The organism is Streptomyces cupreus (assembly GCF_014257025.1).
Lineage (GTDB): Bacteria > Actinomycetota > Actinomycetes > Streptomycetales > Streptomycetaceae > Streptomyces > Streptomyces cupreus.
This window is the reverse complement of the sequence record NZ_JACMSF010000003.1, coordinates 44,918-58,069: the sequence shown is the minus strand read 5'-3', so window position 1 is coordinate 58,069 and position 13,152 is coordinate 44,918. Positions and strand designations below refer to the sequence as shown.

At 66.4% G+C, this 13,152-nt stretch carries 10 protein-coding genes; 5 read left to right on the top strand and 5 right to left on the bottom strand.

The window, feature by feature from the left end; genetic code table 11:
- Positions 1 to 490 precede the first annotated feature (490 nt).
- The 5 genes from H4N64_RS03645 (at position 491) to H4N64_RS03625 (ending at position 6,744) form a co-directional block, all read left to right on the top strand.
- Positions 491 to 1,525: an ABC transporter permease subunit gene (locus tag H4N64_RS03645; RefSeq protein WP_186280619.1), complete on the top strand. Its 1,035-nt coding sequence runs from the start codon at positions 491 to 493 to the stop codon at positions 1,523 to 1,525.
- A 109-nt stretch (positions 1,526 to 1,634) separates the two neighbouring features.
- Positions 1,635 to 3,443, top strand: coding sequence for an ABC transporter substrate-binding protein (locus H4N64_RS03640; protein WP_186280618.1), 1,809 nt, complete (start codon positions 1,635 to 1,637; stop codon positions 3,441 to 3,443).
- A 90-nt stretch (positions 3,444 to 3,533) separates the two neighbouring features.
- The gene (locus H4N64_RS03635; RefSeq protein WP_186280617.1) at positions 3,534 to 4,514 is read left to right on the top strand and encodes an ABC transporter permease; all 981 of its coding nucleotides are present in this window, start codon (positions 3,534 to 3,536) and stop codon (positions 4,512 to 4,514) included.
- Positions 4,515 to 4,534: 20 nt separating this feature from the next.
- Entirely contained in the window at positions 4,535 to 5,596 is a 1,062-nt protein-coding gene (locus H4N64_RS03630; protein ID WP_186280616.1) for an oligopeptide/dipeptide ABC transporter ATP-binding protein, read from the top strand.
- A 17-nt stretch (positions 5,597 to 5,613) separates the two neighbouring features.
- The gene (locus H4N64_RS03625) at positions 5,614 to 6,744 is read left to right on the top strand and encodes an ABC transporter ATP-binding protein (protein ID WP_186280615.1); all 1,131 of its coding nucleotides are present in this window, start codon (positions 5,614 to 5,616) and stop codon (positions 6,742 to 6,744) included.
- A gap of 214 nt (positions 6,745 to 6,958) precedes the next feature.
- On the opposite strand, the gene H4N64_RS03620 is transcribed toward H4N64_RS03625, so the two are convergent.
- The 5 genes from H4N64_RS03620 to H4N64_RS03600 form a co-directional block, all read right to left on the bottom strand.
- The gene (locus tag H4N64_RS03620) at positions 6,959 to 8,005 is read right to left on the bottom strand and encodes an ABC transporter ATP-binding protein (protein ID WP_186280614.1); all 1,047 of its coding nucleotides are present in this window, start codon (positions 8,003 to 8,005) and stop codon (positions 6,959 to 6,961) included.
- Between the two features lie 30 nt (positions 8,006 to 8,035).
- Entirely contained in the window at positions 8,036 to 9,070 is a 1,035-nt protein-coding gene (locus tag H4N64_RS03615; protein WP_336246625.1) for an ABC transporter ATP-binding protein, read from the bottom strand.
- Between the two features lie 49 nt (positions 9,071 to 9,119).
- Positions 9,120 to 10,103 (bottom strand): ABC transporter permease, encoded by a 984-nt coding sequence (locus H4N64_RS03610; protein WP_186280612.1) that lies wholly within the window; start codon positions 10,101 to 10,103, stop codon positions 9,120 to 9,122.
- A 103-nt stretch (positions 10,104 to 10,206) separates the two neighbouring features.
- Complete coding sequence (locus tag H4N64_RS03605) at positions 10,207 to 11,967, bottom strand: ABC transporter substrate-binding protein (protein ID WP_186280611.1); 1,761 nt, start codon at positions 11,965 to 11,967, stop codon at positions 10,207 to 10,209.
- Positions 11,968 to 12,050: 83 nt separating this feature from the next.
- Positions 12,051 to 13,079 (bottom strand): ABC transporter permease, encoded by a 1,029-nt coding sequence (locus H4N64_RS03600; RefSeq protein WP_186280610.1) that lies wholly within the window; start codon positions 13,077 to 13,079, stop codon positions 12,051 to 12,053.
- Between the last annotated feature and the right edge of the window lie 73 nt (positions 13,080 to 13,152).

The window sequence follows — 13,152 nt, the reverse complement described above, 5'->3', positions numbered from 1 at the left end:
TTTGTCCAGATTTTGGAAGGTCTACGCGCCAGCTGTGACTGAATTGAGATTTAAAGACAGTGGTCGGTACTTGGCGCATGGCAGATAGTTAGCCGCGTAGCGCTCGGGTCAATGGGTCTCGCGCTGTGGGGACAGCGCCGACTCACGAGCACCAGGGGGTGTCTGACCCTCCGTCAGGGGTGTCGGAGGAAAGACATGAACCCCCTCCTGTCGGTGAACGCGTTGAGTCACGAGGAGGAACCCATGTGCGGTGTCATGCGCACCAGGTGGGTCATGCCGTCCGTTGTCGTCGATCCACGTTCCGCGCGGGGCAGTTGCCGCTGAGGCGCTGACCGGCGGACGAGACCGCCGTTCAACTACGCGCGTCCGGCTGCGGATTTCCCGCATGCCCCGGGGTGCCCCGACGTTTCTTCATGATCCGATCCGCGACCGCGCACACCCTGCGCCGGTCGTGGGTTCGGCACACCCACACCTGTGAAACGGACGAACTGTGACAAGTCCCATCGACATCGAGGGCGGCGGGAGTTCGGTCGTCGTCGACGGCGAACCAGAGCCGAAGACGAAGCCCGAGGACGAGAAACTCATCGGCCGGTCGCCCGGCCAGCTGATGTGGATCCGCTTCAAACGCGACCGCACCGGCGTGATCTCGGCCTACGTCGTCATCTTCTTCTTCTTGATCGGACTGCTCGCCCCGCTGATCGCCAAGCTGTACGGCAAGACCCCGTACACGGTCTACGCCGACGAGCGCCCGGAACTGTTCGACAGCGCGGGTGTGCCGGTGCAGCCCAACGGCGGTATCAGCGGCGAGTTCTGGTTCGGCCTCGAACCGGGCAACGGCTACGACGTCTTCACCAAGCTGCTCTACGGCATCCGCAACTCCCTCGGCATCTCGCTGGCGGTGACCCTCGCCACCGTGCTGACCGGCATCGTCCTCGGGGTCGCGGCCGGCTACCTCGGCGGCAAGACGGACTATGTGATCAGCCGCGTGATCGACTTCCTGCTCGCCATCCCCTCCCAGCTCTTCTTCATCGCGAGCATGCCCGTCGTGGTCTCCCTGTTCGTCAGTCCACGGGACGAGACCCCGGTCTATGTCCGGGTGGTCGCGCTGATCTCGGTGATGTGGGTCCTCGGCTGGATGAGCCTCGCGCGCATCCTGCGCGGCACCGCACTGGCCCTGCGGGAACGGGAGTTCATCGAGGCCGCCAAGGTGAGCGGAGCGCCACCGGGCCGCATCATCCGCAAGGAGATCCTGCCCAACGTGGTCACACCGATCCTGGTGCAGGCCACCTACATGCTGCCGAACTTCGTGACCGCCGAGGCGGGCCTGTCCTTCCTGGGCGTGGGCCTGGTCGAACCGACCCCGGACTGGGGCCAGATGTTCTCCAAGGCGGCGACCGAGCTCGTCATGCAGAACGACATCACCTACATGTTCTTCCCGGGCATCTCGATGATCGTCTTCATCGTGGCCTTCAACCTGCTCGGGGACTCGGTCCGGGACGCCTTCGATCCCAAGACGGCCCGCTGACCGGATATTTGAGGGGCGTCCTCGCCCGACCTCCGCCCGACGACACGATCCGTCGGCGGACAGCACTTCATCGGCACTGGTGAACACACAGATGGGTGGGAATTGAGTGATGGGTAAGGGTGGACGCCACGCGTACGCCGCGATCTCCCTGCTCGCGGCGGGAGCTCTTGTGCTCACCGGCTGCAGCGAGGGCGGCAGTGAAGGCACCGGAAACGACAAGCAGGACAAGGAGAACGCCGAACGGCAGCAGGCAGGCATCGAGTTCGGTGACGCCAAGGCCTCGACCGGCCCCGCCGAAGAGGTCGCAGGCGCCAAGCCGGGCGGCACGATCACCGTGCTCCAGCGCGACAGCTTCGCGCACCTGGACCCCGGCCAGATCTACGTCTCCGACGAGATGGCCCTGTCGCAGCTGATCCACAGAGGACTCACCGGCTACAAGGCCACCAGCGACGACGGCAAGGAGCACGAGGTCGTCGGCGACCTGGCCACCGACTCCGGTACCACCACGGACGGCGGCAAGACCTGGAAGTACACGCTGAAGGACGGGATCAAGTGGGCCGACGGCTCCGCGATCACCTCCGCCGACATCCGCCACACCTTCGAGCGGCTCTTCGCGCCGTTCATCTCCAACGGCCCGACCTACATCCAGCAGTGGATGGCCGACACCCCGGGCGCCGAGTACCGGTCGCTGCTCAAGGACGGCCCGTACAAGGGCAAGCACCTGCCGGACACCGTCCTTGAGACCCCGGACGACAAAACGATCGTCTTCAAGTTCAAGTCGGCCAAGCCGGACCTGCCGTACGCGCTGGCCATGGCGGGCTACTCGATCGTCTCGGAGAAGAACGACACCAAGGAGAAGTACGACAAGGAGCCGATGACGGCCGGTCCGTACAAGATCCAGGAGTTCAAGTCCGGCAAGTCCATGACGCTGGTCAAGAACACCAACTGGGCCGCGGACACCGACCCGATCCGGCGTCAGTACGTCGACCAGTTCAACTTCCAGTTCAACAAGCAGTACGAGGACTCCACCAAGGCCATCCTCGACGACTCCGGCACCAACGCCACCGCGGTCAGCTTCAGCAACCAGGTCGACGCGGGCAACCTGTCCAAGGTGCTCGGTGACGCCTCCATGAAGTCCCGCACGATCTCCGGCTACCAGCCGTACGTGGGCCAGATGAACATCAACCTGTCCCAGAAGGAGATGCAGGACAAGACGGTCCGCGAGGCCATCGCCTACGCCCTGCCCGTCACGCCGTTCGTGCGTGCCTACGGCGGCACCGACGCGATGGAGGTCGCCGGCGGTCTGATCAGCCCGACCGTCTCCGGCTACGACGCGAGCTTCGACCCCTTCGGCAAGAAGAAGAAGCCCGCGGGTGACCCGGCCAAGGCCAAGGAACTGCTGGACAAGGCCGGCAAGTCGGGTATGAAGCTGACCTTCGGCTACATCAACACCCCTGAGGGCCAGCAGTACTCCACCGCCATGGCGGCGGGCCTGGAGAAGGCCGGCTTCGATGTGCAGCGCCAGGAGATCCCGGCCGAGACCTACTACGACCAGGTCTCCAGGGTGAAGAACAACTTCGACATCTTCCACACCGCGTGGGGTGCCGACTGGCCGAGCGCCTCGACCGTCATCCCGCCGCTGTACGACGGCCGCCAGATCCAGGACGGCGCCTCGAACTACTCGCACATCAACGACTCGAAGGTCAACGCCGACATCGACAAGGCGTCCACCATCACCGACCCGGTGAAGGCCGCCGAGGCGTGGAACGCCATCAACGAGTACATCGTCAAGGACGTCGTCTCCAACATCCCGACGGCGTACTACAAGCAGACCCAGATCGCCGGCTCCGGCCTCGGCGGCTTCGTCTACGACGACGTCATCGGTGGTGTCGACCCGCGCCGGCTGTTCGTGAAGTAACCCCTTCCCGACCGCGGTGCCCGGTGCGCCCCGTCCCGTGACGGGGCGCACCGCGCCGAACGGCCTTCGAGTCCGAAAGCTGCCACTGAGATGCTGCGCTTCCTCTTCCGCCGGATCCTCGGCTCGATCGTGATCCTGATCCTGCTGACCGTCGTCGCCTTCCTGCTCTTCTTCGGCATGCCCCGTGACCCGGCGCTGCTGATGTGCGGCAAGACGTGTACGCCCGAGGCACTGGAGAACATCCACCGCACGCTCGGCATCGACAAGTCGATCCCCGAGCAGTTCTGGATCTTCATCTCCGGGCTCGTCGCGGGCCGCGACGACTTCTCCCAGGGGCCCTGCCCCGCACCCTGTTTCGGGTACTCGTACCACACCAACGAGCAGGTCTGGTCGACCCTGTTGGACCGGCTGCCGCTGACCGTCTCGCTCGCGCTCGGCGCCACGGTGGTGTTCCTCTTCGTCGGGCTCGGCACCGGCATGATCGCCGCCTGGCGGCGCGGAACCCTGGTGGACAAATCCTTCACCGCGGGCTCCATGGTGCTCAGTTCCATGCAGATCTACTTCCTGGGCCCGCTGGCCATGGCCGTGCTGGTGTACCAGACCCACCTCTTCGACGAACCCCGCTACACCGAACTCACCAAGGATCCCGTCGCCTGGTTCACCGGGCTGATCATCCCCTGGGTCGTCCTGTCCACGATCTTCGCGGCGCAGTACACCCGTATGGCGCGCTCGTCGATGATCGAACAGCTTCAGGAGGAACACGTCCGCACCGCCCGCGCCAAGGGCATGAGCAGACGGTACGTCTTCTTCCGGTACGCCTGGCGTGGCTCCCTCATCCCGATCGTCACCATCATCGGCATCGACCTCTCCTCGATGCTCGGCGGCGCGATCATCACCGAGTACACGTTCGGACTGCCCGGACTCGGTCATCTGGCGGTGGAGTCGGTGCAGTTCAGCGATCTACCGCTGCTGCTCGGCGTGATGCTGTTCGCCGCCGCCGTGATCCTGCTGTGCAACATCGTCGTCGACGCCGTGTACGCCGTGATCGACCCGCGCGTGCGGCTGTCCTAGCCGCCCCTTAGGAGCACTTCGTGACCACTTTGACCAAGGAGGCCGGGGCGCCCGTCCCGGCCGGCGCGGGCGCGTTTCTCTCGGTGCGGGACCTGCACGTCAGTTTCCGGACCGAGGACGGCATCGTCCGGGCCGTCGACGGGCTCTCCTTCGACCTCGAACGCGGCCGTACCCTCGGCATCGTCGGGGAGTCGGGCTCCGGGAAGTCCGTCACCAACCTGACCATCCTCGGCCTGCACAACCCCATGTTCACCACCGTCGAGGGCGAGATCCTGCTGGAGGGCCAGGAGCTGACGACCGCCCGGGAGTCGGAGCTGGAGAAGCTGCGCGGCAACAAGGTCGCGATGATCTTCCAGGACCCGCTGACCGCGCTCTCCCCGTACTACACGGTGGGCCGCCAGATCGCCGAGCCGTACATGAAGCACCGGGGCGCCTCCAAGAAGGAGGCCTGGGCTCGGGCGGTGGAGATGCTCGGCAAGGTCGGCATCCCCAACCCCAAGGAGCGGGCGAAGGACTATCCGCACCAGTTCTCCGGCGGTATGCGCCAGCGCGCGATGATCGCCATGGCGCTGGTCTGCGACCCGGACCTGCTGATCGCGGACGAGCCGACGACCGCTCTCGATGTGACGGTCCAGGCGCAGATCCTCGACCTACTGAAGGACCTTCAGCAGGAGTTCGGCTCGGCGATCATCTTCATCACGCACGACCTCGGGGTCATCGCCGACATGGCCGACGAGATCATGGTGATGTACGCGGGCGGCGCGATCGAACGGGGCTCGGCGGGCGAGGTGCTCAGGGCGCCGCAACACCCGTACACCTGGGGCCTGCTGAACTCCATGCCACGGATCAACTCGGACGTCGGCGCACCCCTCGCGCCCATCCCGGGCTCCCCGCCGTCGCTGCTCAACCCGCCCCCGGGCTGCCGGTTCCATCCGCGCTGCACCTTCCAGGGCCGGGTGGGCGGCAACCGCTGCGTCACCGAACGCCCGCTGCTGGGCACCGACAGGGCCTCCGCCTGCCATCTGACGGCGGAACAGAAGCGGACCATCTTCATCGAAGAGATCAAGCCCCGGCTGGGCTAGGGCCAGGAGGACATGTCATGACAGAGGACCTCGTCCTCCCCGCTCCCCGGCAGGCCGCGACGGCCGGGGAGCCGCTGCTGAAGGTGGAGGGGCTGACCAAGCACTTCCCGGTGAAGGGCGGGTTCCCGATCCGCCGGACCGTCGGCCATGTACAGGCCGTCGACGGCATCGACCTGACCGTGCACGTCGGTGAGAGCTTCGGCCTGGTGGGGGAGTCGGGCTGCGGCAAGTCCACCACCGGGCGGCTGATCACCCGGCTCCTCGAACCCACGAGCGGCTCGATCTCCTACCGCGGCCAGGACATCACCCACGCCAGCCGCAAGCAGATCGCCCCGATCAGGTCCGAGATCCAGATGATCTTCCAGGACCCCTACTCCTCCCTCAACCCCCGGCAGACGGTCGGCAAGATCATCTCCGGTCCGATGGAGATCAACGGCATCAACCCGGAGGGCGGCCGCGAGAAGCGGGTCCGCGAACTCCTGGAGATCGTCGGCCTCAACCCCGAGCACTACAACCGCTTCCCGCACGAGTTCTCCGGCGGCCAGCGGCAACGCATCGGTGTGGCAAGGGCGTTGGCCCTGGAGCCGAAACTGATCGTGGCGGACGAGCCGGTGTCGGCCCTGGACGTATCGATCCAGGCCCAGGTGGTCAACCTGCTCCAGAAGGTGCAGGACGAACTCGGCATCGCCTTCCTGTTCATCGCCCACGACCTCGCCGTCGTACGGCACTTCTCGCAGCGCGTCGCGGTCATGTACCTCGGCAAGGTGATCGAGGTCGGCGACCGCGAGTCCATCTACACCCGCCCCCGCCACCCCTACACCCACGCCCTGCTCTCCGCGGTGCCCGAGGTGAACCTGGCCGACGAGAACGCGGCCCCGCGGGAGCGCATCCGTCTGGCCGGCGACGTACCGTCCCCGATCAACCCGCCCTCCGGCTGCCGCTTCCGCACCCGCTGCTGGAAGGCCCAGGACAAGTGCGCGACCGAGGAGCCGCCGCTGATCCGCCTCTCCGGCAACCACGAGGGCCACTTGACGGCCTGCCACTTCCCGGAGGACCCGACGATCGAGGCGCGGGCGGAGGACATCGTGCTGGACCCGGCGCTGGCGGCCCTGGAGGAGTCGCTGGAGGAGGCCGGTGACGGGGACTGAAATCTCCGGGCTCGCGGTTGTCAGGGACCTTCGCCCCCAGTCCCGTACGCTCGGTCACCGCGAGCCCGGACGCCCGGAGCGGCCGAGAATGGAACAGGGCCCGTGCCGGGGAGGCACGGGCCCTCGCTCCCCGGGGAAGCGGACGATCAGGGGCTCGGGTCAATGGGCCGTTGAAAGTCCGTTCCGGTGGCGGCGGCTGACGAAAAGGGGTGTGTCAGGCCGCTGCCTCGGGGTCCTTGGCGAGACGGGGCGCGGGCACGGTGGCCTCCGTCTCCGGGTAGTGGCAGGCGGTCAGATGGCCCGGCTTGTTGCCCTCGACCTGGACCAGCGGCGGCGCCTCGGAGGCGCACTTCTCCGTCGCCTTCCAGCAGCGGGTGCGGAAGCGGCAGCCGGAGGGCGGGTTGATCGGGGAGGGCACGTCGCCGGTCAGGCGGATGCGCTCGCGGGCGGGCTTGTCGTCCGCCGACGCTTCCGGTACGGCGGACAGCAGGGCCCGCGTATAGGGGTGGCGCGGGTTGCCGTACAGGTCGTCGCGGTCGGCGATCTCGACGATCTTACCGAGGTACATGACGGCCACGCGCTGTGAGAAGTGCCGCACGACGGCGAGGTCGTGGGCGATGAAGACGAACGCGATGCCCAGTTCCCGCTGCACCTTCTGGAGCAGGTTCACGACCTGGGCCTGGATCGAGACGTCCAGCGCGGAGACCGGCTCGTCCGCGACGATGAGCTTCGGCTCCAGGGCGAGTGCGCGGGCGACACCGATGCGTTGCCGCTGGCCGCCGGAGAACTCGTGCGGGAAGCGGTTGTAGTGCTCGGGGTTGAGGCCGACGATCTCCAGGAGTTCGCGGACCCGCTTCTCGCGGCCGCCCTCCGGGTTGATGCCGTTGATCTCCATCGGACCGGAGATGATCTTGCCGACCGTCTGCCGGGGGTTGAGGGAGGCGTAGGGGTCCTGGAAGATCATTTGGATCTCGGAGCGGACGGGGGCGAGCTCCTTGCGGCCCGCGTGGGTGATGTCCTTGCCGCGGTAGGAGATCGTGCCGCTCGTCGGCTCCAGCAGCCGGGTGATCAGCCGCCCGGTGGTGGACTTGCCGCAGCCCGACTCGCCGACCAGACCGAGGGCCTCGCCCTCGCCCACCTGGAAGTCCAGGCCGTCCACGGCCTGAACGGCACCGATCGTGCGCTTGATCGGGAAGCCGCCCTTGATCGGGAAGTGCTTGGTCAGTCCGCTGACGTCCAGGAGCGGTTGCGCGTTGCTCATGATGGTGAAGTCCCGTCTCGTGTACGTCAGTCAGTGCCGGGAACCGGCGAGGTCGGCGAAGAGGTCCTGGCGCTGCTCCATCGGCAGGTGGCAGGCGGAACCCCGGCCGTCCACCACCTCCAGCAGCGGCCGCTCGGTGGCACACAGCCCGCCCGCGACCTTGTCGGTGAAAGTGCACCGCGGGTGGAAACGGCAGCCGGAGGGCGGGGTCAGCAGCGACGGCGGAGCACCCGGGATCGGCGACAGCGGCACATCGACCGGGCCGTCGAGGCTCGGCATGGAGCTGAGCAGACCCAGGGTGTAGGGGTGCTGCGGGGTACGCAGCACCTCCTCCTTGGTGCCCCGCTCCACGCACCGGCCGCCGTACATGACGAGCACGTCGTCCGCGATGTCGGCGATGACGCCCAGGTCGTGCGTGATGAAGATGATCGCGGTGCCGAACTCCTGCTGGAGGTCCTTGAGCAGGTCGAGGATCTGCGCCTGGACGGTCACGTCGAGCGCGGTGGTCGGCTCGTCGGCGATCAGGAGCTCGGGGTCGCACACCAGCGCCATGGCGATCATCGCGCGCTGGCGCATACCGCCGGAGAACTGGTGCGGGTAGTCGTCCACCCGGACGTCCGGCTGGGGGATCCCGACCCGTCGCAGCATCTCGATCGCCCGCGCCCGGGCCTCCTTCTTGGAAGCGCCGGTGTGCTTGCGGTACGTCTCGCCGATCTGCGCGCCGATGGTGTGGAACGGGGACAGCGAGGCCAGCGCGTCCTGGAAGATCATGGACATCTTGTTGCCGCGCAGCAGTTCGAGTTCCTTCTCGGTGGCGGAGAGCAACTCCTTGCCGTCGAGAAGGATCTCGCCGTCGATCGTGGTGCGGCGGCGGTCGTGCAGCCCCAGGATCGTCAGGTTGGTGACGGACTTGCCGGAGCCCGATTCACCCACGATGCCGAGCGTCTGGCCCTTGGCGAGGTCGAAGGTGAGCCCATCGACGGCCTTGACGATGCCGTCCTCGGTGGAGAAGTGGACCTGAAGGTCCTTGACGGAGAGGAAGGGCTGCTGATCGGTGCTCGTCACGGGGACGCTCCTGAGGGGGTGATGCGAAGGGTCGGGGGTGGGGCGGAGGTCAGGCGAGCCGGATCCGCGGGTCGATAAGGGCGTAGACGGCATCGACGATGATGTTGAAGAAGACGATCGCGCCGGCCGCCAGGAGGGTCACCCCGAGCAGCATCGGCAGGTCGCTCTGATCCACCGACGCCACGGCGAGCCGGCCGACGCCATGCAGGCTGAAGGTCGACTCGGTGATGATGGCACCGCCGATCAGCGTGCCCAGGTCGATGCCGAACAGCGTGACGATGGGACCCATCGCGCCGCGCCAGGCGAACCGGAAGAACACGTTGGACCGGGACAGGCCCTTGGCGCGGGCCGTACGGACGTAGTCCTCGCTGAGCTGCTCGACCATCTGGGAGCGGGTCATACGGGTGTAGTTGGCGGTGAAGATGATCGCCAGGACGAGCCAGGGCAGCAGCAGGCCCGAGAACCAGGAGGACGGGTCCTCCAGCAACGTCTTGTTGTCCTGAGGCTGGTCGAGCCATCCGAGCTTCGCGACGAAGATGAACATCGCGAGGTAACCGACGAAGTAGATCTGAAGCGAGGAGCCGAGCAGCGACGCCGAGCTGGCGAACTTGTCCAGGAACTGGCCCTGCTTGAGGGCGGCGAGCATGCCCGCGCCGACACCGAAGACCAGGAAGATGGCGGCCGCGCCGAAGGCGAGCGAGAGGGTCGTCGGCAGGCGGTCCATGATCGTGTCGAAGACTGGCACGTTGTTGGCGAAGGAGTAGCCGAAGCAGGGGGCGTCGCAGCGCCCGAAGCCGGTGTAGTCCCGACCGACGAAGACGCCCTTCAGCCACTCCCAGTACTGCACCGGAATGGAGTGGTCGATGCCCAGGTTCTTCCGGATCTGCGCGAGGTTCTCGGGCGTGCAGTTCTTGCCGCAGGACATCATGGCGGGGTCACGCGGCACGGCGTAGAAGAGCCAGAAGGTGATGGCACTGATGATCAATAGGATGACCATCGCGCCGATGACTCGGCGGACAAGGAAGCGGAACATGAGGCGTGACTTTCCGGACGGGGCGCCGTCGCCGGGAGGGAAGTAGAGGGGGGTGGGCCGCAGGGGCGGCCATGTGAATGACCGCCCCGAGAGGTCTGCTCGCTTACTTCTTGGCGTAGAGCTTGCAGAGCGCGACGCAGGTGTTGGCGCCGTCCCAGAGGACGTTGCCGACCTTGGAGCCGTAGATGTAGTTACGGATCTTGTGGTAGTCCGGGACGACCGCGGCCAGCTCACAGATCATCTTGTCGACCTCGCCCCAGGCCTTGTTGGCCTCTTCCACGTCCTCGATCTTGGCGGCCGCGTCGATCGCCTTGTTGACGCTCGGGTCGTTCAGCTGGGCGTAGTTGCTACGGCCGTCGCCGATGTTCTCGCCGTGCCAGGTCGGGCGGAACTCCGAGTAGCCGTTCGGCCAGTCCGGGCTCCAGCCGGCGCCGAACAGGTCGAAGCCGTTGTCCAGCTTGCCGATCTGCGTATAGAAGGTCGACTTGTCGACCTGCTTGTTGACGACCTTGAAGCCGGCCTCCTCCAGCGCGTTCTTGAGCGCGACGGCGACCTTCACCTGTGTGTCCGACTGCTGGTAGGCGATGACCAGCTTGTAGCCGACTTGGCCGGCCTCCTCCAGCAGGGCCTTGGCCTTCTCGGGCTGCCCACCCGGGTTCTTCTTCACGTCGTACAGGTCGAACGGGGTGTAACCGGGCGTCACCGGGGCGAAGATCGTGGTGGCGATCTCGGTGGTGGCGGGGCCACCGTTGATCGTCTGGATCTGCTGGTGCGGCCAGGCGTAGTTGATGGCCTGGCGGACCTTCTTGTCCTTGACGCGGGTCATGTTGATCGGGCTGTAGTACGTGGCCGTGTCGACCGCGGTGAGGACGCGCTTCTTGTACTCGGCGTTGGTGAGAACCTGGGCGACGCGCTCGGGCGCGATCTCGTTGAAGATCGGCACCGCGTACTGGTCGTCACCCTTGTCCGCGATCCAGCGGTCGGTCGACGCGACCAGCTCGTAGCCCATCTGGAAGACGTACTTGTCCGGGTAGGCGTTGCGAATCGAGTCCGTCTTCGGGTCCCAGTGCTCGTTGCGCACGAAGGTCATCTGCTTGCCGATGTTACGGCTGTCGATCTTGTAGGGGCCGCAGGAGAACGGGCGCTGGTCGTACTTCTCCTTGGTGTCCTTCTTCTTCGGCACCAGGGAGTAACCACGCATCGCGAGCGTGTAGTTGAAGTCGACGCGGGCTTCCTTGAGGCGGAAGGTGACGGTCTTGTCGTCGATCTCGATGGAGTCGAGGCTCTTGCCGTCGAACGGGCCCTTGTACTTGTCGCCGCCCTCCAGGAAGTCCTGGACGTAGCGCGGACCCTCGGTGACGAACGTGGCGAAGAGGCGCTCGAAGGTGTGGCGGACGTCGTCCATGGAGAGGTCGGAGCCGTCCTCCCACTTGATGCCGTCCTTGAGGGTGAAGGACCAGGTCTTGCCACCGTCCTTCATGGTGCCGGCGTCGGTGGCGGCGTCGCCGACCAGGGTGGCGTTGCCCTTCTCGTCCAGCTTGTAACCGGTCAGACCACGCATGATCGGCACGGTGATGGCGGCCTCGGTCGAGACATAGATCTGCGCCGGGTCCATGTGGTCCATGTCGAACTGCTGGAACGAGTAGATCGTCCCGCCCTTGACCGCGCCCTTGACCTCAGGCGCCGGACCGGTGGAGTCGGCCTTGGTGCCCACCGGGATCTCGGTGGTCTTGGAGCCGCTGACCTTGGGGGCGTTGTTGTTGGAGGAGCCCCCCTCGTCGCCGCTGCCGCAGGCGGTCAGCACCGAGGCCGACACCGCGGCGACACCCGTGGCGATGATGAAGTTTCTGCGCGAGAAGGACATCGCAATCCTGCCTTCGAAATGTGTAGGGATGAGAGAAATCCGGCACCCCGGCGCCTTCGCCGTGGTCCTGAAAAGGGCCGGAGTCAGCGCTTGGACTTCGGGTCGAGCGCGTCGCGCACCGAGTCACCGAGGAGGTTGAACGCGAGCACGAAGATCACCATGGACAGGCCCGGGAAGAGCATGAAGGTGAGGTCCTCGGTGTAGAACTGGGCGCCGCGCTGGATCATGACGCCCCAGTCCGGGGTCGGGTCGATCATGCCGACACCGAGGAAGGCGAGGCCTGCCTCCGCGGTCACGAAGTGCGGGAGCATGAGCGTGGACTGGATGATGATCGGCGTCCACAGGTTGGGCAGGAGCTCCTTGAAGACGATGCGCCCCGGCGACGCGCCAGTGACCCTGGCGGCCTCCACGAACTCCCGCTCGCGCAGGCCGAGTACCTGGCCGCGCAGCAGTCGGGCGATGGAGGCCCAGCCGAAGGTGGACAGGACGATGATCAGGGCGGTGGCCCGCAGCCAGGTCGGGATGTTCTCGTCGGGAGCGATGAAGAGGCCGTAGACGACCGGCATGAAGGCGATGAAGAACAGAGTGGACGGGAACGACAGCAGGATGTCGATGACCCGGCCCACGAGGTAGTCCGTCTTGCCGCCGAGGTAGCCCGCGGTGACACCGATGACCACGCCGAGGATGGTCGTGAGCAGGGTGGCGGCGACCGCCAGACCCAGTGAGGTGCGGATCGCGTAGAGCAGGAAGGTGAAGACGTCGCGGCCGAGTTGAGGCTCGATGCCGAACCAGAACTCGGAGCTCATACCGCCGTTGGGGCCCGCCGGGTACGCGAACATGTTGAGCAGCTCGGGCCGCTTGCTGGCGTACGTCGTGTACGGGTCCTTGCCGTACAGCTTGGCTATGAGCGGTGCGGCGAGCGCGATCACGAAGAAGAAGATCACGATGCACGCGGATATGACGCCCGTGCGGTCGCGCTTGAACCGGCGCCAGGCGAGCTGCCCGGGGGAGCGGCTCTCGTTGGCCTTCGGGGCGTCAGAAGTGATCGACTTCTCGACGCTCTCGTCGGTCGCCTCAAGCGGGGCAGCCGCTGATGGAGTTGGGGGGGTCATGGTGCTCCTGGCCCAAGGGAGGGTCTGAATGACTCCGCAGGGCGCTCCCCTACGGGCTACGCCGGACTTTTTC